Below are 20,210 nucleotides of genomic sequence, written 5' to 3'. Positions count from 1 at the left end.
AACTAGCATTCGCCGCTGTTTGTTTATAATCGTGTCCGATATAAACAAAAACGTCGCTGTATCAGCGACGTTTTATCTCGACTTTAGTTAATCGAATTTTTTTAGTTGAAGTGCACTAGCATTTCAACGTCATCGCCTTGCTCTGGAGCCTGAAGAGCGAAGTGCACGTACCCTGCTTCAGTAATAGGAATCGCAAGGTATTCATTGCTGCCTGCATAGTTGGACGCATACTCGTGCTGCTCTACTGTAGGCCAATGCTCCCTACTCGCGTATAGATCGACATTACCAGTTTGAGAGTGAGCCGTTAGCCATACACGAACCTCTTCAACACCTTCAGGCACATAAACTGCTGCATAACGCTGCTTGTGAACGGTAAGCATTTTGGCTTCACCAGACTCTAATACCACAGGTGCTAAATCATCTTGCACTTGGGTTGGCGGTGTTTGCGCTTCCACTTCTAACGCAGCCACAAGATTCACTGAGTCATAGCTATCACGTCCAGTTAAGCTGATGTAGTAACGACCCGCTTTAACGTAACCATCTTGCTCTGGTTCAAACACAATCTCTTCATTGCTGCCATCAGCATATTGACTCATTTCGAAATCATAGTAATGCGCGACTTTGTTGTAGCTCATGTAAAGATCCGCATCACCCGCACCCTCAATAGATACATTGAAGTTAACTGTGTTGGCTGGAACATCAACGTAGAACAGTTTTTCGCTGTATGCTTCGCCACTGAGCTGAAGGCTTTGGTTCGCCGTCAATTCAGTCACTTGTGCTTCAGGGCTTGTTGGTTCTGTTGGTTCTTCTGGGTCTGTACCAGGTTGCCCAGGTTCCACTTTTAATGTGTCCAACCAACGTTCAAACTCAGCATCGTATTGTTGACCTAAAGACGTCACCTGCTGTGCCCATTGTTCGAACTGGCCAGAGCGCGACAATGCCAACAAGCTTTCGACGTCTTGTGGATGATTTTCTAACATGAATCGAACAGCTAGATAACCCCAACGATAGATACGATTGGTATCGTGAGAGTACGTGGTATCAAACACAGTGGAAAGGCTCAGTTTACCATCTGCAATCAGCTCAATCGCAGCTTGGTAACCTTGCTTGTAATGCATGTATTCAGCAAAACCTTCTAGCCACCAAACAATATGACCATGAGCCAAGTTATCGCTGAACGAACCGTATTGGTTAAATCGTGCATCTAAATAGTGCGTGTATTCATGTTCTAGGTTCAAGATAGAGAGATCTTCACCATTCGCGTAGCGATAAGCGACGAAACGCGCAGTATTGTCCGCTTTTGAAGGGTCACCTTCTAGGTACTGACCACCGTTGTCCGTTGTATTACCAAATAGGAATGAAGAGTAATCAACGTAACTAGCGTTACTCGCGAATACCGCCACTTCAACACGATCATTCAAATCATCAGCGACAGGTTGATTACCCGTATTCGCAACTCGATGGAAGTCGGCTTCTTTTGCCGCTAACACTTCACACGCTTTCGCTGCTTGAGCATCGGTCAGATCTTCAGAGCGAATAATGGCAGGTCCCTGACATTCAAAACGATTTGGCATTACACGTGCAGCTAAATCTTGCTTGGCTTGCTCAATATTCAGACCATTTAGGCCTTCTGGTGCGTAGTAGCTCATCATTTCAACGGCAGCAAGCCATAGTTTGTCATGCTCACTACCCAGTGGATAACGCTGCATCACCTGTTGCATTACTGCCAATGCTTTGCGTTTGGTCTCCTGATCTGGGCTCGCGAGCAAACGACCAGTTTCACGTAATGCATTGAAAACGATAAAGCTTGCATCCGTATCTAATGCCCAAGCATTATCAGATGCGAATTTCACCAACGTATCAATATGGTGTGTATTGTTTGCCATGTATCGGTAGAACGCATCGTTCGCCGCATGGCCTGCCATAGAGCGGAACAAGTTGTTTAAACCATCGACCCATTGCGTGTCCTGCGCGGTTTCACGATTAAAGTGCATCAACGCGGCCATCATGCTATCCATGGTCAGCGGCAACTGCTTAACGTTATCAACCATCAAAGTCAGGCTCTTCATTGCACCAACTTGTTCACGACCTTGATCCAAAGCATGAGGGTTGTTTAGGAATAGGTTCGTCGACTGAGCAAAACGCTGACTCAACGCTTGCGAAAACTCAGGTGTACCAGTACCAGCGTTGTAGCGAACGTAGTAGGCCGCTCGAATAAATTCGCCTAGGTTCTCTAGAATACGAGCTTGATCTGCTTCACCACGATAGCGAGCGATTTCTTGATCCAGCGCGACTTGGATACGGCTTAGGCTCGCTTCACTATAGATATCATTCAGCGTTTCTGAAGGTGCTGAAAACCAAGCGTGGTAGCAATCATACTCAGCACCAGAAACGGCAGTAGCCAGATCTCGCGATTGTTGTAAATCAGCAACAGCACACTGATTTTGTGCAAAAGAGAAGCCAGACACACTCGCTAGCATACAAGCAAGCGCCAAACGATGGCGCGGGAAAAAATGGATATGAGACATAACAACACTCATTGATTATTAACATACATTGAGTGGGGGTTTATATTCTTTACAGCTCAAACAGTGAAATCAGTGTCATAAAATTTATGAAACCGCTCCCAAAAATAGGTCTTTTACTCTAATTAAATGGGAGCAATCCCACTCCAAAAAAACTCACAATTATCAATAAAAACATTAATTTACCTTTTTCTAAATAACGACTTTAAGAGGAAAATTGCCCTTAAACGCCCCCCCCTTAACTCTTCCAGATAGAGTTCACGACAATCAAAGGTTCCAAATTAAATTTTGATGCTTGATACCATCTATTTTTATTTGTGACTCATCCCCAATAAGTCATCGAGTGCATATCAATAGGTTGGCATTAATGGTAAATTCTCCGCCAAATCAAACACATTTACTCCTCGAGTCATTGATGAGTGAATAAAGCAGATATTTGGCTAGGGATAATACATGTCACTTTGGGGATTTTTGGGAACGGGGATTGCCTACTTCATGACAACGTTTGCCTTTGTTTTTGGCGGCATTTTTTGGTTATGTGCTGAAGGTAATACATTAAGAGAAACAAAGCGCCAATCATCAGTAATGTCCGGGCTTATTGCTTGTACTATTGGAACTTGGGTGCTTGCTTTTGGTGTTTACGTTTACGGTTACTTTTGGGATAACTCTTCTCACTATTATTTTTATTTGCTCGCTCCATGGGGACTTGCCATTTTTGGGGTAAAACTTCGTAACCGCTGGGTTAAGCAATACGCGCGTGTAAAACACGCAAAAGAAGAACAGTGGCAAAAGCACTGGCGAGAATTATTAGGGGAAGATACTGAAGAGCTTCCACCATATACACATGATTACGAGCTCTACTCGGGCATTTGGCAAGCCAATGAAGCGCTCCAAGAACAGTGTTTTGCAGCCCTTCCTCACGGGAAAGCAGTCTACGAGAGAGTGAAAGCCTTCCAAACGATGGCCTCCCCCGCTGGTGACATAAACAATCAAGTTTTGCTGAGTAAACTCGATCAACTAGAGGATGAAATCATTCAAGTTCTTGAGCAACACTCGCAAAAGAAAGTAAGCATTGAAACTGGCGCAGGTACTTTACACAAAGAGTCAAAACGCAATGTTTATCACCATGAGAATGGCCCAACAGAAGAGCAACTGTACGACTCAATCAACCTCCAACATGATTTGGATCGAGAGCTACGCAACATTATCTATGATCGGCTCGGTTACGATGGCGAAGATGAGTACTTTTTCCTCCAAGCGCCACTCGAAGAGCTTACCGAGAATGAAACCGCAATCAACTGGATGCTCTGGGGGTTAGTAAGCGACCATTTTGCTGTTGACCCATACCAAACGGCGTTGGATCTCAGCCTAATGAATGCGGAACCAAGATGGGGGCAAAATGAACGGTTTGTAATGATTACAGCTCAATAAACGCAAGTACTAAGTCTAACTTTGATACAACCTATTCTGAGACCACCCTCGCGTTGGTTAACTTAGCCAGTAAGCGGCCAACGCGATCGCGCATTTCACGTCTATCGACAATCATATCTAGCGCACCATGCGCTAGTAAAAATTCACTTCGCTGAAACTCGTCTGGTAGCTTTTCACGTACCGTTTGCTCAATGACCCGTCTTCCCGCAAAGCCAATACTTGCTTTAGGTTCACCAATATTGATGTCTCCTAACATGGCTAAACTCGCCGAGACGCCACCATAAGTTTGGTCCGTCAATACTGAGATATAGGGTAATCTGTGCTCAGATAAGTGGTTTAACGCGGCGCTGGTTTTTGACATTTGCATGAGTGCCACCAAAGACTCTTGCATGCGCGCCCCTCCGCAAGCGGAAAAACATACTAACCCAGATTTTGTATTAATTGCGCTTTCAACTGCTCGGACAAACTTCTCGCCAACCACTGCGCCCATCGAGCCTGCCATGAAAGAGAATTCGAATGCACACGCAACAACAGGCAGCCCCAATAACTTGCCCTGCATCACCACCAACGCATCTTTTTCTCCAGTCGTTTTCTGCGCTAAAGCAATTCGCTCTTTATATCGCTTTAAGTCTTTAAAACCCAAAATATCTTGTGGCTCCAACTCACTTGCCAACTCTTGTTGTGTTCCATGGTCCAGAAAAGAGATCAACCTTTGACGCGCAGCCATTCTCATGTGATATGAGCATCTAGGGCATACTTCCAAATTTTCTTTTAACGCGGCACGATAAAGTATTTGTTCACACTCAGGACACTTTGTCCAAACGCCCTCAGGGATAGACGCTTTGCGCGAACCTATTATATTTTTATTCTCAAATAACCGTTCTAACCAGCTCATAAATTCACCACTATTGATTACGTTCTAGCGCGATATCTCGTTGTTTGTTCGCTTAAACTTGTAAATAAAATTGTATGTAACTTAGTACAGGGATAAAGTGCGATATGCTGGCTTGATAATCCAATAAAGTGGGATAATGAAATGTTTGATAACGTTGACCAAATCTGGTTAAAAAGTTTTCACTGTGTTTATGAGAACAACAGCTTTAAGCGAGCCGCTGAGTGTTTGAACATACCAACATCAAATGTCAGCCGACACATTGCCCTGCTTGAAGAAAAGTTAAACATTAGGTTGTTCAATAGAACAACAAGGCGAATGACGCCTACCGAGGCTGGAGAAGAGCTCTATAGCAGCACTCGTCCGTTATTGGAGCAACTCAACGCCGCACTAGAAACGGTAACGCGCCACTCACACACGGTAACAGGGAAACTGCGAATTCTTATGCCAGACACACCTGTACTCGCCAAAGCGGTTGTCACCTTTTGCACGCAATACCCGTCAATCTCTTTGTCTTGCGATACAACGCTAAACCCTAAAGATGATGTTATTGACAGCTTTGATGTCATTTTGAGTTTTCATAGAGGGACTTTGTCAGACAGTAACTGGGTGGCGAGAGAGATAAAACGCTGGCCCAGTGCCATTTTAGCCGCGCCTCAACTAATTGAGAAATACGCCACCCCTTACAAAATTACGGATCTAAGTCATGTTCCCTGCATCACGACGCTTACCGCAGTAAATGGTGCACCATGGGTATTCAGAAACCCTGTTGGGGGCCATATTACTCAAACTGTGCAATCTTCATTCAAAGTAAACAGCGGTCATCTCGCCAGATATGGCGCGTTATCAGGGCTTGGATACGCAATATTGCCAATTGAGTCATGCCAAAATGAGATCAAAAATGGTGAGCTAGAAATCGTCACTCTAGAGTACGAACCTGAGGATTTAGTGCTTTACGCCTTTTACTCGTCAAGAAAACATGTAGCTAAGAAAATATCTATGTTTGTTGAACATTTAAAGCAAAACGCAAAACTTAACGCCTAGCTAAGCTTTACTCAACTAATTTATCGTATTCTGTTTTATCGTCTAGAAAGGACAAACACCGCTAAGCGATTTGAGACTCGATTTTTTCAAATAAAAAAGCCAGCAATTAACATTTACTGGCTTTTATTAAAGAGGGTCAGTTGGCGTTTAGATTCTAAACGCTCCTACGTGACGATCGAGTGTTCGCGATAGCTCCGCGAGTTGTTGACTTGATTCTTCTAGTTGCTCACTCGCCGTTAGCGCACTTTTCACTGAGTGGCTGACGGTATCCATGTTCATATTAATTTCGTTTGCTACCGTTGATTGCTGTTCTGTTGCGGTTGCTACTTGAGTATTGATATCTGAAATAGTCGTCACTTGTGCAGCTATTGCTTCTAAAGCCTGTCGAGCTAACTCGGTTTCTGCCGTTCCTTCTTCAATAAGAGTCTTACTATTGCTCATTGAATTCACCGCACTTTGAGCTTCAGTTTGTAGCTGGTGAATCATGTTGTCAATTTCATCGGTAGAATGAGCCGTTTTAGTCGCTAGGTTGCGAACTTCATCAGCGACTACTGCAAAACCTCGGCCGGCATCACCAGCGCGTGCAGCTTCGATAGCCGCATTGAGAGCCAATAGATTGGTTTGCTCCGAAATACCTCTAATCACCTCTAGAATACTACCAATCGACTGAGTATTTTCAGCAAGACTCACGATAATGTTGGAAGTGCTGTTCATCTCGTTTTCAAGATTAGTCATCGCCGTTTTGGTTCTTTCTAGCGTCGTGTAGCCATCTTGCGCTTCATTACTTGCTGCACTCGCAGCATTTGCTGCTCCGGCAGCATTGGAGGCAATTTCATTGACCGTCGCAATCATTTCGTTCATGGATGTGACAACCAGCATGGTTTGCTCGTTCTGCTCTTGCCCTCTTGTGAGCGCTTGTTGAGATTGCCCACGCAAAGCGACAGCTGAACTATTAAGCTCCACACCAGTATTTACAACTTGTGTAATAATCTCATGTACTTTCCCAACAAAAACGTTGAAAGCAGAAGAAATTTGCGCGACTTCGTCATTACCTTTCGCTGGCAAACGAACGGTTAAGTCTCCGTCTCCTTTTGAGATGTCTTGTAGAGCGTCTTTAAGCGCAGAAAGCGGTCTCATCAGTTTATTTAGCAGAAGTGACAGAATCAAAACACACATAACGAAGATCGCCACCATAGAGATCAACTGGTAAGTAATAATTCCATTCGTCGCTTGGCTCACTTCAGTAATAGGAATACCGATATCAAAAGTACCGTATAACTGACCATCCACATAAATTGGTGCCATGATGTCAAACACCCATACTTTCTGGACATCGGCATACCACTTTGAGTACTGTTGAACACCTCTCGTCGCGCCTTCAACAGTATATTCATCGTTATAGGTTTTGTTCAGCTTGTGCTTATCACTGTGGGCTACTGCCGTTACGTTACGGTCAATTACAACGGCATAACTCACGTCTGAACGTTGTTTCAGCCCCTCAACAAGCGATTGTAAATCTTGCATTGGATTAGCTGAGTTCTCCAAAATGTAACTCGCATTTCCCGCTAGAAACTCAGCTTGAACTTGGGATTTGTTTAAGATGATGTCATCGATTTTCTGACTCGAAATTAGGTACGTTGATGCCATACTCGCCACGACAGCAATACCAAACATGGCGCAGACTGCTAATAAGATGATTCTTTTCATTATAATTGTCTCAATACAATTCAATTGATGCTCATTAATCGAGCGCTAAGCCTTTCTTCTCCAAAACCAACCAAACTGCATTTTGGGTCTGTTTGGCAGAGCAAGACATAACTTTATAACTATGTATCTGCTTGGTTCCCGATTACTTTAGACAGAAGGAAAAAAAGTCTTCAAAACGTCACATTTCTACGAGGTTTGGCGAAGGGACGAGTACGCAAAAGGAAACGTTTGCATAGTTAAATTTAACTATGCGACCAAATTGGTATCGAACATTAAAGAAAAGAGTTCTAATTAGCGTTTTGCCGTCGGGAGCCCTGTGGTCAGTGCTCCCGTTTTATCATTTAGTATCTCAGGTTCAGATATTAGATCCACAATTGCAGCGGTTGTAATCCGAGATGCTTGGTGAAGCGAGAATGACTTGGTTTGTAGATATGGCAGCGATGTCAGATCGAGTGATTCTCAATCAAGAATCGGCAGCAAAATATGCAAACCAAGGCATGAAGCCATTGCCCATAAAAAAAGAAAGGAAAAAAATCTTTACCACAGAGTTTAACTTGTCAGCGATATGTATCCATGCATACCCATGTATAAACCAACTGCACTGATCAAGACGCCCGATAAGTAAGGAGCTCGACGTGCAACATCATTCAAACCGCTCCATTTAGATGTCGCTTTTTGCACGCCCACTGCTGCCACAACGCCAACAGCAACCAGAGTCAAGGCTAAGCCAATACTGAATGACACAACTAAAGTCGCACCAAGAGTCATTGCCTTAAGCTGCAAACAGATAAGCAAAACCGTTACCGCAGCAGGGCATGGAATCAAACCGCCCGTTAATCCAAACAGCAGAATTTGCCCATTCGTCACGTCTCGATTCTCAAAGCGCTTTTGAATGTCTAAAGCGTGAGCGCGCTCGTGAGCATCTTGATATTCCTTATCTTCGCTTTCTAAATGAGAACCAGGACGGAAATGTACATCAAAGTCATGGGTATGATCATGGTGCCCGATGATCAAAGTGACAGAAAGTCCATTAGAGACTTCAATGCAAGACGCCGATTCCAAGTATCCATCACGCTCTATAAAGTGATAAATATCAGCAGGTTGATAACCATCACTCGATACCGAAACCTTGATACCTTCAGCAGTTAAAGGTTTACCGCTGAGTGTTCGCAACTGGAAACGGTGATGCTCCCCTTCCTCTGTAATCGAAAGCGAAACATGCCCATGTCCTGTATCCACAACTTGCGTCGTCCAATCGCGAGCATGATCCTGAGCTTTGTTCCAAGCTCGCTCATCGCTCCATGTCCGCCAAAACATCCATACGCCGGTTGTCACGATAATGACCCCAGACATAAGTTGCATCCATGGTTCAGCCGCTTCAGCGGTGAATTTCTGGCTAATATACATCCCGCCAACAGCGATTAACCATACAATTACAGTGTGAGAAAGTGTGGCAGCTAAACCCAGCATCACGGCTTGTTTGACCGTTCCTTTCACCGCGACAATGAACGCCGCCATCATCGTTTTAGAGTGCCCAGGTTCTAAACCATGCAAAGCGCCAAGCAAAATGGCACTGGGAATAAAGAACCACCCATTACCTTGTTGTAGTAACGCGACAAAATCCATTGTTGTTCTCTGTTGTTGATTCTAATTTATCGCAAACTATACTCCCCCCTAGTATTAAATACTACCCCCCAGTATAAATTGAGTGCTACATTATCAGTTAGAATAACTCTGCCCGTAACTTAAAGAAGATAAGACATGTCGCATACAACCAGAGATCAAAAGAAGCTCAACACTCGAGTCAGTAAAATACAGGGTCAGGTGAATGGACTTAAAAAAATGCTGGAAGAAGAGCATGAATGCCAAGATGTGTTGCAGCAGATTGCCGCTATTCGGGGGGCAGTAAATGGTTTGATGCGAGAAGTAATTAAAGGTCACTTACTTGAACACGTCGTACTTGAGGAAGACAAAACTCAACGTGAAAAAGATATGGAAGTCGTATTAAAAGTACTGGACTCTTATATAAAGTAACCCTACTTCGCTAGAGTAAAGTCACTAAGGTTAAACTCGAATAGATCCTTTATAGGTAATCGCTTACTAAGCGGGAAATAGCAATGGCAGATATAGACCATACTACCTGCCATTTACATAACAATGTATTCCGTAACAACCTCACTTAGTGCCGTAAATTCCCTAATAATGCTCACATCAATCATTCTGGCTGCAACTTTAACCAGAACCGACTTGATACACATAGGGGCAAAATCTATTCAGGTTGGAAAGTACTTATATCCATCAGATGGATAACTTTAACTCACACAAATTGAAAAAAGCCAGCTATCTAGCTGGCAAAAGGCATTGTGAAAATTTGAAAAGGCTTTTCTTGGGACTCAAACTTTATTTGTGAGCTCTTTTAATGTTTTACGCAATGTATTGATACCGAGAGCACCCGGTACAACCCACCCTTTATTGATAACCAACGTTGGCGTAGAAGTGATGTCATATTCTTGAGCCAACTTTCTGTCACGCTGTATCTCAGCTTGTCGCTCCGGAGAAGCAAAGTCCTCAAGAAAACGAGCCTTATTCAGCCCAACCTCACCAGCAATTTCTGTAAGCTCGTCCAAATCACCAATATTTCTGTTTTCACTCATATGTGCATGTGTAACAGCATCAAAATAGTCCCAGTAAGCACTGGATCCTCCCTGTTGTTCAGCCGCCTTACATGCCACCAAACCTGGCGTTGAAAATGGGTATTCAAACGTCTGCTGACGCATCCCTTCTACGTTTACGCGCTTTTTATCGTCGGCACGCGCACATTGCTCCCAGTGTTCCAAAATAATTTGCTTCGCTTGTTTCATTGAGCCAAACTTGCCAATCATTTCTTCCCGTGAGGCAGACAAAGCAAATGCATGATGATGGATATCTAAATTAAACTCTTTTTCAAGCTGGCGTAGTCGAGGTGACAAAACATAACACCACCCACAAATGACGTCGTGAAAAAAATCGACTCTAATTTTTTTGCTCATTACTTTTCTCCAAGATTGAAAGTATTACTGGCTTACCAACTAATGACCGGTCCTGCTGGAACAATTCCATAAGGGTTAATGTGCTTGTGCGAGAAGTAGTAATGCAACTTCATGTACTCGATATCGATCGTTTTTCTGATGCTCTCATGACTGAGTAAATCCAGCATATACTGGTAAAGGTTATCGAAGGCTTTTAGTGGCTTTTTATTGGCCTTAAAGTGAACTTCATAAACGGCTTCAAACCTGACAAGTGTGGGTAACAGAAACAGATCCGATAGTGTGATATTCGAACCATACAGATAACGAGTTTGACTTAGCCTGTTGTTCAACTGCTCCATAGCATCAAATAAGGTGTCACTGGCTAGATCATATTCTGCCTGCTCTGTGGCAAAACCAACGTGGTAGACCTTTCGATTCACATTGACGTGTAACCACTCGTTGAGCTTTTCTATTTCTTCTCGCAGACTATCTGGAACCAACTCAACTTTGTTCTTAGCTAAAGGTAGCCAGTTGGTAGCAAGCTCCATTGCTATCGCAGAGGAATCATTACCTACAATTGCATGATCTTGTCTGTCCCATAGTATCGGTACTGTTACTCTTCCCGTGTAATTTGGATTTGCTCGTTGGTAAAGCTCTATCAAGTTTTGAGAGCCGTACAAAGGATCTGAGTTAGCATCGTCAAATAACCATCCGTCGGAATATCGCTTTGCTGCAACAGAAGAAACAGTTATTGCGTCATTCAATCCTAGGTAATTGATCACCAGATAAGGCCGATGGGCAAAAGGGCAAGCAAACGACATGTACAAGTGATAACGCCCTTGCTCAGCGACTTTTGGCAATTCAAAGCTGTCCTCATGAGACAGGTCTTTTACTTCTTTATTTGGATACCAAATCCCTTTTTCTAAAACAGCCATGGGGTGCACCTACATACTTAAATTAAGGAAACATATGTAATAACGCGAGCTTTCGCTCAACGTTACATTGTTAAGGTATACAGCGACGAATTTGACTCACAGCATTGAACGTAACATCCAGGCTGTTTTTTCATGCTCTCGCATTCGATCAGAAACCAATGAAGCAGAAGATTCATCATCCCCATCCTGAGCCAATTTCAGAACGTCTCGGCAAGTCTTGACCACTTGCTCATGAGAACGAACAAGAATAGACACCATTTGTTCTGCTGAGGGCACGCCATCTACTTCAGAAACTGAGCTAAGGTCGGCGAACGCTTTGTAAGTCCCTGGCGCAACTTCACCTAGTGTTCGTATTCGCTCAGCAATGTCATCGACGGCGATTGCCAATGCGTTGTATTGCTCTTCAAACATAAGATGTAGCTCGCGAAATTGGGGGCCAGTAACGTTCCAATGAAAATTATGCGTTTGCAAATACAAAGTGTAGGAGTCTGCCAGAAGGCGTTTAAGCGCTTCTCCAATCACAACACGATCCTGTTCGTTTATACCAATATCCACTTTCATACCTACGCTCCTATAGTGCGTTTTCAAAGGAAGACATCAGCGCTTCCAGTTCAACTTTAGTCGCTACGTCAAACTCACCATCGTGAATTTTCTCCTGATAACTCCCTAAACTGTAGATTCCTTTAACGTCGCCACCCCACCATGGCATTAGCTCCGCCATCGTTCTGAGATTGGTCGCACCGCCATTCGGTCCAGGAGAAGTACTGACTAAAAGAACGGGTTTCTTATCGTCACCAAAGAAGGATTTACCTGATTCAGCAACACGTGAAAGCCAGTCAATGACATTCTTTAAAAATGCGGGCATAGAGCCGTTGTGCTCAGGAGAAGCAATAATCAGCGCATCGTGTTCATTCATCATTTGTCTCAATGTGATGGCGTCGGCTGGTATACCTTTTGACTCTGCATCAATGCCATACATTGGCAAATCGAAATCTTTCAATTCGATGATGGTCACTTTAGTTTGGGTGGCTTTTTCAGCCAAGGAACGAATCAGAGTATTATGGATTGACTGACTGTGATTACTTCCCGAGAGCGCGAGTATCTTTTTCATGAGTTAGTCCTGTTAGGTATTTAAGGTCAACACCTCAGTGTTGGTGATTACAATAAATACTAATTGACTAGCATTGGTGAATAAACTATATGTTAGTAACTAAATAGTTTACTTTTGGTAAACAATAAGAGTTTAAATGAGGTCGAAGTGGATAAAATAAGGGCGCTAACCGTTTTCAGAAGGGTTGTGGAACTGGGAAGCTTCAAAGCAGCAGCTGAAGATTTAAGTCTGTCAAAAGCAGCCGTTAGTAAGAATATCAATGAGTTGGAAGACTATCTTAAAAGCCCTCTGATAAACCGAACTACGCGTAACATGCACATAACGGATAATGGTCAACTTTACTACAATCAGGTTTGCAACATATTAGATGATTTGAAACATGCTGATTTGTCAGTCATCGAGTCGTCTCATACGTTAAAAGGATCACTGAAAATAAGCGTTCCTATGTCGTTAGGAATTTTAGAAATTAACCCCATCATTTGTGAATTCATGCACCAATATCCTGATTTGTCTATTGAAGTTGTCATGAGTGACCAATATGTCGATCTCATCGACTCAGGCATTGATATAGCGATTCGAGGAGGGGGAGAATTAAGCAATTCTAGTTTAAGATCCCGAAAGCTTATCGATATGAGACGAGTGCTTTGCGCTTCTCCTGAATATCTTTCAAAATCCAGCGAGATTCTTAAGCCAGAAGATCTCGCTCATCATAAGTGCCTCATATACAGTTTTTCTTCGTCAGCAAGACGTTGGCTATTCAGAAATGAGGATGAAGTCAAAGAGATCGAGCTTCAATCAAGTTCTTATGTCGTAAACAATGGATTAGCGCTCAAGCAAACAGCGTGCTCAGGCCATGGTATTTTATTGCTGCCGGATTTATTCGTTAAAGGCGAGTTAGAATCTGGGGAATTAGTTGAGGTTTTATCGATGTGGCAAGCTGATAGGCATTCACTGTATGTTGTTTATCCTTTCCATAAAGAGCAATCTCAAAAAGTCAGAACTTTTATTGATTTTGTCGTTAAACACTTCGAAAACAAACAGCACTAGCCTTCATCTTCTCCTGTCAAATTGATTACCTGAGCATGAAAACGCAACCTTTGTGAGAAGGTGGCCAGATGTGAGAAGGTGGCCAGATTTTTCAACAGACTTGATTTCGCTCGGCCTGACTATTCGACACTTGCAATACCACAGTAGAAAGAATGGATAGTGCAATACCAGGATATACAGCTGTGGGTATACTCTTTCCATCAAATAACAACATGATAAAAGCAACAAATACAGGACTTAGATAAATATAAGCCATCACTTTTGCAGGCCCCAGTACAACGGTGGCTTTGTGGATGATAAAGGTTGAGAGCAATGTCGCAAACAAAGCGAGGTATAGCATGTGCAAGGTAAGCTCGGCATTTAATGCAAACCAGTCTAGTGGTTGATGGAATACAAACAATGCCAGCAACATCCAGAAGGCACCGCCAATCAGAGTACAAAACACGGTAACAATGGTTTCTTCTCCACGATGAAAAACTTTCATCGAGACAGAAAAACACACCATAGACATACACCCGAGCAAAAACAAAATATCTCCTTTGTTGAGGTTTAGTTTCAATAATGTCTCTAAATCTCCTTTCACAACCACCCAACATGTCCCGACAGTCCCTACCAAATAAACGCCAAGCATCTGAATAGATAATTTTTCCTTAAAGAGGAAAACACTAACAATGGCAGTAATAAATGGCACTAATGTATACAGTGTGCCTGTGTTTAATGCCGTGGTTGTCTGCAAAGCCCTGAACATACATATAAAAAAGATCGCAAAGAAAAGGCTCATGATAAGACTTCTTGGAAACACATCTTTTGCCATTTTGATGCGATGTTTCTTTGTCAGAATAAAAGGAAACAATACCAGTGCTGCAAGCAGGAATCTCAATAACGTTAAGGAGAATGGATTGATTACACCGGATAGTTTTTCTGAAGATAAAAAAGATCCTGCAACCAGCGCTGTCACTAATAAGGACAAAAGGTGATATTTAATATTTTTCACATCAAGGCCATCTATTTTAAGGGGATAAATACTCTACTAGTGCTCAAGCACTAAAGACTTAACCATAACAGCCGCATTGAGTAATTAAAGCTCCATTTAGTAACTTAACTGTTTACCAAAGAGAAATAGTTTGTAGTAATTGACTCCTTATTAATACACCTCCACATCGTCAGTTCACTATTGGTAAACAATTTGTTTACCTGAGTGCTGTTTATCTGATTTAGCGCGACTTCTACACTTAGGCCTGAAAACACAACTCATCGTCCTATAATCAAGCAGGAGACCGAATGATGAAAAAATGGATCAATTTAGTATTAGTGAGCATGATTGCCACTATGCCGATCGCACAAAGCGTAGCAAAAACAATGTCAACAGAGGGTCAGCTGACTCTGTCTTACAGTGATGGTAGAGCGCCAACTCAAGGCGTTGAGAAGGTCAACGAAGTGCTCAAAACTATTGGTGTGCGAGTTAGTACCGTTTCGCTGCCTGAAGAAGCCAAACCTATTCTGGAAATATCCAAAAAAAGAGCTATTACAAAGGAAGAAAGTGAAAAACTAATCTCACTATTTTCTATGCACCGTGGTGACTTACTGGATCAAATCGAAAAAGCTGGCCGATTACCAGAGGCACACAGAGGCGGTTTCCTATCGACGTCTGAAGTAGGCGTTGCTCCATATCCAAAGGTTTATGATATGAAAGCAATGACTCCAGAAGTTATGCACTTTCTACAAGAAAAATTCGGCAAGTTACATGTTAATAGCTCAGAGAATGGCGTAGGTATCGATGAAGTGATGACCATCGTGTCTGGTGGGCCATGGACTTGGTTCTTTGTATTACCAGACAATGTGATTGGTAAACTGACGCTGAGTCACGTCTCACTAGATGGTGATGCGTGGCGAATCAGCTACCCAGGTCTCGTACCTCATGGTGGGTTCTTAGATGCACCTTATGGCTTGGTTGTCGCTTATGCACACGGCCCTAAAAACTTTGTTATGCGTTATGAAGAGCCGAGTGTTGAAGGTACGGAAACGCTGGGTACTAACTCATGGATCGACTTCAGCGGCGATATTCCAAAGCTACTGGATTAATATCAAAAGTACGACAAACCAAGACTAACGAAAAAAATGACTCGGCTTACTTGCTGAGTCTTTTTTCATTTTTAGGGGATATCACTCCTTTGGTTAACGAAGTGTCCTTGGTAAGTATAACTTTTCTTTAACTAGCAACAGCTTAGCGATAGAAAAGCCAACTGTATAGGTAATAAGTGGGGATTGAGCACTTCCAATATACATAGACCGTGCTGTGTACTTTCTGGCAGAAAACACATCCTTTTGTTTTCTAAATTACCAAATTACTGATTACATCTGGATATGGAAGCTCACTTCGCTTTATCGCTGCTCGTCACTTGTCATCAAAAATCAAATTCACCGCAATTGCCATCAAAACTAAACCTGAGATTGGCAGCAAGACACCCAATGGTGAGCGCTCGATGTAAGGCAGGTTTTCCGCAATCAATAAACCCCACTCAGGTTCTGGCGGCTTAACGCCAAGTCCGATAAAACTCAGAGAAGTCAGGCTGAGCGTAATGTACGGCAAACGTAGAAACGCATGACGAATCAATGGCGGCAGCACATAAGGCAACAAGTAGTAACGGAGTACTCGCCACTGACTGGTTCCCCAAATGGGCGCAAGATGCGTGTAAGGCTGCGCTTTGGCTTCCATCAACAAACTTGCACAGTGCGCTGCTAATGGTGCCCATGACACCATAACAATCGCAATCAAGGCACTGTTTGGGTTCATCCCCGTTAGACCAGCAATCAGCAGACCCGCCACAATGTATGGCACACCTTTGGTAATCTCAATTAAGCCTTGGCTATAACGAGTCACAAAGCCGAGCAGCAAACCAATCACCAAACTAAGGAAGGTTGCGATGATGCCCATTTTGATTGTCGACATCATACCGCCGCCAACACGAGCAAGCAGATCTCGACCAACCGCATCGGCACCAAACGGTGCTGCTAAGCTAGGCGATTCAAGGCGAGTAAATTGGATAGTGTAAGGATCGCGCATTAACGCCCATCCCGCACAACCAATCAGCAAGGCAAAGATTGTTGCACTGACGATACGTTTGGTGGTGCTTTGGGTAAAACGGAACGTGCTGTGACTGCTGATCAACTTGCCACTCGTGACACTGTGCCCGAGTAACCAGCGTTGCAATAAGATGCTCGCACTGCTGATCAACATCGAGAACACCAGCAACACCAACAAGCCACCTTGCAGCATCGGTAGATCTTGTGACTTCGCTGCGCCTAAGATTAGTCGTCCGATGCCCGGAATGGAAAACACTTGTTCCACAGCAACCGCGCCGCCGGTTAAACCAATCACCGTCATTGCGATTTGAGGAATCAAGTTACTAACGGCACGCCACAAGGCAAAGCGTAAGATTTGAAACTTACTGACGTTTGCCGATAGCCAAGTGATCACCCAAGGCTCATCTAATACTCGCTTGAGGCTGTCATTGAGCAAGCGCCCGAACAAGCCAGCAGCAGGCAATGCCATTGCCAAACTTGGTAGCCAGAGGTTTTGCACGCCTTGCCAACCATAAGGCGGGAACCAGCCCAACCAAATGGAAAACACCATGATCAGCAACGAAGCAATCACGTATTCTGGCAATGAGACCAACACCGAACTGAGCGTGTCATGATGCTTGTCTAAACGATTCTGTTGCCAACGACGCACGGTGTAAAGCACGCTCGCCATGCACATTACAAATGCCATACCTAACGCTGTAAGCATCAGTAATAGTGACGTTTTTGCGGTTTGTTGAACGCTCTCCATGACGGACGCCCCGCTCACCCAAGAGACACCTAGGTCACCTTGCATGGCAAGCGTCAACCAATCCCACAGTCGCTCAGCAGCGCTGCGGTCAAGTTGAAGATCTTCTCGAATTGCTTGCAGAGCTTCTGCCGTCAGCAATTGTTGAGCCCCCGCACGGGCACGGAGGATTGATTGGCTTGGATCGATACCGGCAATATCCGGCATCAAACCCACCAGTACAACCACTACCCCGAGTGACAGGAAGCGCGACAAAAAACGCGCAAACCATTCGGGCATACAAGCGCCCCAACGAAAGCGCATGTTGGCAACAGACGACATCGAGTTAGTTCACCTCAGTAAACTGGTCGATCAGGCGACGCTCACGTGGGTCACGTTGTGCATTCTTCACGCGGTCACTCTCACCTTGGATTACACGCTCGTGAAGCAGTGGAATCACAGCGTATTGCTCAAGGATTTTGCTTTCTGCTTCGATTATCGCTTGTTGGCGTTTCTCACCCAATGGCTGACGATCAGCGTGTTTCAATGCTGCGTCCACTTCTTCAGAGCAGAACTGACCTAGGTTGTAAGAACCTTTACAACTAAAGTCACTTTGCATGTACGCTACTGGGTCACCAGAATCCAGCACTGTTGCACGTGACAACAAGAACGCATCGAACTTACCTGCTAGTGCATCGTTTTCGATTTGTGCGTATTCACGAACATCTAGCTCAACCACAAAGCCAGCCGCTTCAAGTTGTTGCTTTAGCAGCACCGCTACTTCTGGCAACTCAGCACGGTCGGTAAATGTACCGATGGTGATCTTCTCACCGTTCGCGTGGCGTATTTCCATGGTTTCCATACGAGGGTTCGCATCACGAATTGGCTGAGCCCATGCCAATGCAGGACCTAACAAACCTTTTGCTGAATCGGCGTGGTTCTCGTAAACCGTTTTGATGATTTGCTCACGGTTAACCGCTTGAGCCGCTGCTTTACGCAAACCGAACTGGCTAAACACATCTGATTTGTTGTTTAGGTAAAGCGTGTTGGTACGCGGCATGGCGACTTCGTGCAGCTGTGAAGATTCCATCATCGCGATTTGCGATACAGGAACCGCTTCAACTACATCCGCCTCACCGGTACGCAGCGCTGCAGCACGAGCAAAACCGTTTGGTACGTATTCAGCAAAGATACTGTCTACTTTTGCTTTTTCACCCCAGTAACCGTCAAAACGCTTCAGTTTTGCGCTGGTTGTCCCGTTGATTTCTGTCAGAACGAATGGACCCGTACCCGCATTGATTGGCACAACACGACCGTTTTCTTGATATGCAGCACCAGAAAGGATCGCTAGCTGTGGGCTAGAAAGACGGCTTGGCAACAGTGGATCGTTAAAGGTCGTTTTGATTTCAACAGTGAAGTCGTCCAATGCGCGAACTTGCCATTCGATACCATCCAAAATGCGTGGCTTAGGAGCGGCATCTAATGCTTTTTGTAGAGAGTTCACAACCGCATTGGCATCAAGGTCAGAACCATCGTGGAATTTCACGCCCTTACGTACCGTAAATTGCCACGTCATCGGGTCAATTTGTTCCCACTCTGTTGCCAGCATAGGCTCTGCTACCGACTGATCGTTTAGGTTCACCAGCGTTTCTGCCGTGCTCCAACGTGACAGTTTGAACGCGTCATCTGAAAGTGGTGACAAACCTGTGCGTGGTGGTTGCATCATGGCAACGCGAATTTCCGTTGCTTGCGGTGCAGCTGCTTTTTCCGCTTCTGGCTTGCTTTCGCCAGAGTCAAAACAACCCGTCAGCAGTGCGCTTAAAGCCAGCGACAAAGCTAACTTGGGAGTACTAAGGTGCATAAGAAACCTCTCCAATGGTTTTTGTGAATTCATTACTTTTGTGTTGAGCGCTCATCAAGGCTCTCGTGATCAAGTGCGATGGGTTATTTGTCACGTTCTGTGCTGTGCCGTGCTCGACAACGCGTCCTTTGTCTAACACTAGGATTTCATCGCATAGGGTTTGTGCCGCATCGAGGTCATGTGTCACCAAAATCAAGCGCATCTGACGACTCTTTTGAATGCCTGCCAACAAGTCGAGAATCTGTTTACGACTGACGGGGTCTAAGCTACTGGTTGGCTCATCGGCAACCAACACGCAAGGCTCAACAATCAAAGCTCTGGCGATAGCCACACGTTGAGCTTGCCCAACTGATAATTGCTGCGGGTTACGATCCAGCAATGTGAGATCCAAACCGACATCCGTCAAAACCTTTTCCACCTTCTCGTTAAGCTCTTGCGTCAAACCAATGTTGCTTAGCGGCTCCAGTAAGATCTGGCGAACGGTGTAGTACGGATTCAAGCTCGATTGCGGCTCTTGAGGAATCAGTTGAATGTGCTGACACAACTCTTGACGCTGCTTAGCCGAGCTACGCGATAACGGATAACCACACACATACACTTCACCAGATGTGGGTTTACGAAGACCAAACAGAAGTTCAATCAAGGTCGATTTACCCGCACCAGAAGGACCAACAATCGCAATGTTCTTTGTGTCGATGGCAAGATCCAGTTGTTCGAGCGCTTTAAACGGTTTGCCCCCTAACCAACTTGGTTTGGAGTAATAGTGAACACTGGCTTGCTCAAAGCGAACTTCCGCCGATTTAGGCTGCGTGTGCCCGCTCAAGTTGTGCTTAGTCAAAAT

At 44.3% G+C, this 20,210-nt stretch carries 17 protein-coding genes; 5 read left to right on the top strand and 12 right to left on the bottom strand.

Translation table 11 applies throughout. The annotated features are described in order from the left end of the window. Positions 1-101: 101 nt before the first annotated feature. A complete protein-coding gene (locus R7M72_RS13980) occupies positions 102-2,528 on the bottom strand; it encodes a M9 family metallopeptidase (RefSeq protein ID WP_213970899.1) in 2,427 nt (808 codons plus the stop codon). Positions 2,529-2,978: 450 nt separating this feature from the next. Here R7M72_RS13980 and R7M72_RS13975 point away from each other — a divergent pair, with 450 nt between their 5' ends. After that, complete coding sequence (locus tag R7M72_RS13975; RefSeq protein ID WP_258474246.1) at positions 2,979-3,956, top strand: hypothetical protein; 978 nt, start codon at positions 2,979-2,981, stop codon at positions 3,954-3,956. A gap of 31 nt (positions 3,957-3,987) precedes the next feature. Here R7M72_RS13975 and accD read toward each other — a convergent pair whose 3' ends face one another. Then, positions 3,988-4,851 carry an acetyl-CoA carboxylase, carboxyltransferase subunit beta gene (gene accD, locus R7M72_RS13970; protein ID WP_065275419.1) on the bottom strand — a complete coding sequence of 288 codons (864 nt, stop codon included), beginning with the start codon at positions 4,849-4,851 and terminating at the stop codon, positions 3,988-3,990. A gap of 141 nt (positions 4,852-4,992) precedes the next feature. Between accD and R7M72_RS13965 the strand changes: the two genes are divergently transcribed. After that, entirely contained in the window at positions 4,993-5,892 is a 900-nt protein-coding gene (locus tag R7M72_RS13965) for a LysR family transcriptional regulator (RefSeq protein ID WP_017635255.1), read from the top strand. A 147-nt stretch (positions 5,893-6,039) separates the two neighbouring features. Here the strand turns inward: R7M72_RS13965 and R7M72_RS13960 are convergent, their stop codons facing one another. Continuing rightward, a complete protein-coding gene (locus R7M72_RS13960) occupies positions 6,040-7,599 on the bottom strand; it encodes a methyl-accepting chemotaxis protein (RefSeq protein WP_017635256.1) in 1,560 nt (519 codons plus the stop codon). A gap of 549 nt (positions 7,600-8,148) precedes the next feature. Beyond that, a complete protein-coding gene (locus R7M72_RS13955) occupies positions 8,149-9,225 on the bottom strand; it encodes a nickel/cobalt efflux protein RcnA (RefSeq protein ID WP_213906917.1) in 1,077 nt (358 codons plus the stop codon). Between the two features lie 135 nt (positions 9,226-9,360). Here R7M72_RS13955 and rcnR point away from each other — a divergent pair, with 135 nt between their 5' ends. Continuing rightward, the gene (gene rcnR / locus R7M72_RS13950) at positions 9,361-9,633 is read left to right on the top strand and encodes a Ni(II)/Co(II)-binding transcriptional repressor RcnR (protein ID WP_005375370.1); all 273 of its coding nucleotides are present in this window, start codon (positions 9,361-9,363) and stop codon (positions 9,631-9,633) included. Positions 9,634-9,992: 359 nt separating this feature from the next. Here rcnR and R7M72_RS13945 read toward each other — a convergent pair whose 3' ends face one another. The 4 genes from R7M72_RS13945 to R7M72_RS13930 all read right to left on the bottom strand — a co-directional run bounded on the left by R7M72_RS13945 (position 9,993) and on the right by R7M72_RS13930 (position 12,653). Next, on the bottom strand, positions 9,993-10,628 hold the full coding sequence (locus R7M72_RS13945; protein ID WP_053303806.1) for a DsbA family protein: 636 nt from the start codon (positions 10,626-10,628) through the stop codon (positions 9,993-9,995). 32 nt (positions 10,629-10,660) lie between these two features. Then, entirely contained in the window at positions 10,661-11,542 is an 882-nt protein-coding gene (locus R7M72_RS13940; RefSeq protein ID WP_053303807.1) for a glutathione S-transferase C-terminal domain-containing protein, read from the bottom strand. Positions 11,543-11,638: 96 nt separating this feature from the next. Beyond that, entirely contained in the window at positions 11,639-12,103 is a 465-nt protein-coding gene (locus tag R7M72_RS13935; RefSeq protein WP_053303808.1) for a Dps family protein, read from the bottom strand. A gap of 10 nt (positions 12,104-12,113) precedes the next feature. After that, positions 12,114-12,653 carry an NADPH-dependent FMN reductase gene (locus tag R7M72_RS13930; RefSeq protein WP_053303809.1) on the bottom strand — a complete coding sequence of 180 codons (540 nt, stop codon included), beginning with the start codon at positions 12,651-12,653 and terminating at the stop codon, positions 12,114-12,116. Positions 12,654-12,800: 147 nt separating this feature from the next. Between R7M72_RS13930 and R7M72_RS13925 the strand changes: the two genes are divergently transcribed. After that, a complete protein-coding gene (locus R7M72_RS13925) occupies positions 12,801-13,700 on the top strand; it encodes a LysR family transcriptional regulator (RefSeq protein ID WP_053303810.1) in 900 nt (299 codons plus the stop codon). A gap of 91 nt (positions 13,701-13,791) precedes the next feature. On the opposite strand, the gene R7M72_RS13920 is transcribed toward R7M72_RS13925, so the two are convergent. Continuing rightward, positions 13,792-14,694, bottom strand: a complete 903-nt coding sequence (locus R7M72_RS13920; RefSeq protein WP_053303811.1) for a DMT family transporter — start codon at positions 14,692-14,694, stop codon at positions 13,792-13,794. Between the two features lie 287 nt (positions 14,695-14,981). On the opposite strand from R7M72_RS13920, the gene R7M72_RS13915 reads away from it, so the two are divergent. After that, positions 14,982-15,782: a hypothetical protein gene (locus R7M72_RS13915; RefSeq protein ID WP_202599865.1), complete on the top strand. Its 801-nt coding sequence runs from the start codon at positions 14,982-14,984 to the stop codon at positions 15,780-15,782. 313 nt (positions 15,783-16,095) lie between these two features. On the opposite strand, the gene R7M72_RS13910 is transcribed toward R7M72_RS13915, so the two are convergent. Genes R7M72_RS13910 through R7M72_RS13900 form a run of 3 tightly spaced genes read right to left on the bottom strand, consistent with a single transcriptional unit; the run spans position 16,096 to position 20,207 of the window. After that, entirely contained in the window at positions 16,096-17,808 is a 1,713-nt protein-coding gene (locus R7M72_RS13910) for an ABC transporter permease subunit (protein WP_196363368.1), read from the bottom strand. 46 nt (positions 17,809-17,854) lie between these two features. Then, positions 17,855-19,369, bottom strand: coding sequence for an ABC transporter substrate-binding protein (locus R7M72_RS13905; protein WP_315957241.1), 1,515 nt, complete (start codon positions 19,367-19,369; stop codon positions 17,855-17,857). Further along, a complete protein-coding gene (locus R7M72_RS13900) occupies positions 19,359-20,207 on the bottom strand; it encodes an ABC transporter ATP-binding protein (protein WP_017635266.1) in 849 nt (282 codons plus the stop codon). The genes R7M72_RS13905 and R7M72_RS13900 overlap by 11 nt, the downstream gene beginning before the upstream one ends. Positions 20,208-20,210 lie beyond the last annotated feature (3 nt).

Source organism: Vibrio sp. YT-18, from assembly GCF_033337345.1.
GTDB lineage: Bacteria > Pseudomonadota > Gammaproteobacteria > Enterobacterales > Vibrionaceae > Vibrio > Vibrio alginolyticus.
The sequence above is the reverse complement of the archived record's forward strand: the minus strand, read 5'-3'. Positions and strand labels throughout refer to the sequence as shown.

What these genes read in the sequence shown, in the direction of transcription:
- R7M72_RS13930 (WP_053303809.1), bottom strand. Translation starts at nt 12,653, where the DNA reads ATGAAAAAGATACTCGCGCTCTCGGGAAGTAATCACAGTCAGTCAATC.
- accD (WP_065275419.1), bottom strand. Translation starts at nt 4,851, where the DNA reads ATGAGCTGGTTAGAACGGTTATTTGAGAATAAAAATATAATAGGTTCG.
- R7M72_RS13945 (WP_053303806.1), bottom strand. Translation starts at nt 10,628, where the DNA reads ATGAGCAAAAAAATTAGAGTCGATTTTTTTCACGACGTCATTTGTGGG.
- R7M72_RS13955 (WP_213906917.1), bottom strand. Translation starts at nt 9,225, where the DNA reads ATGGATTTTGTCGCGTTACTACAACAAGGTAATGGGTGGTTCTTTATT.
- R7M72_RS13980 (WP_213970899.1), bottom strand. Translation starts at nt 2,528, where the DNA reads ATGTCTCATATCCATTTTTTCCCGCGCCATCGTTTGGCGCTTGCTTGT.
- R7M72_RS13975 (WP_258474246.1), top strand. Translation starts at nt 2,979, where the DNA reads ATGTCACTTTGGGGATTTTTGGGAACGGGGATTGCCTACTTCATGACA.
- R7M72_RS13935 (WP_053303808.1), bottom strand. Translation starts at nt 12,103, where the DNA reads ATGAAAGTGGATATTGGTATAAACGAACAGGATCGTGTTGTGATTGGA.
- R7M72_RS13915 (WP_202599865.1), top strand. Translation starts at nt 14,982, where the DNA reads ATGATGAAAAAATGGATCAATTTAGTATTAGTGAGCATGATTGCCACT.
- R7M72_RS13940 (WP_053303807.1), bottom strand. Translation starts at nt 11,542, where the DNA reads ATGGCTGTTTTAGAAAAAGGGATTTGGTATCCAAATAAAGAAGTAAAA.
- R7M72_RS13910 (WP_196363368.1), bottom strand. Translation starts at nt 17,808, where the DNA reads ATGCCCGAATGGTTTGCGCGTTTTTTGTCGCGCTTCCTGTCACTCGGG.
- R7M72_RS13960 (WP_017635256.1), bottom strand. Translation starts at nt 7,599, where the DNA reads ATGAAAAGAATCATCTTATTAGCAGTCTGCGCCATGTTTGGTATTGCT.
- rcnR (WP_005375370.1), top strand. Translation starts at nt 9,361, where the DNA reads ATGTCGCATACAACCAGAGATCAAAAGAAGCTCAACACTCGAGTCAGT.
- R7M72_RS13965 (WP_017635255.1), top strand. Translation starts at nt 4,993, where the DNA reads ATGTTTGATAACGTTGACCAAATCTGGTTAAAAAGTTTTCACTGTGTT.
- R7M72_RS13905 (WP_315957241.1), bottom strand. Translation starts at nt 19,369, where the DNA reads ATGCACCTTAGTACTCCCAAGTTAGCTTTGTCGCTGGCTTTAAGCGCA.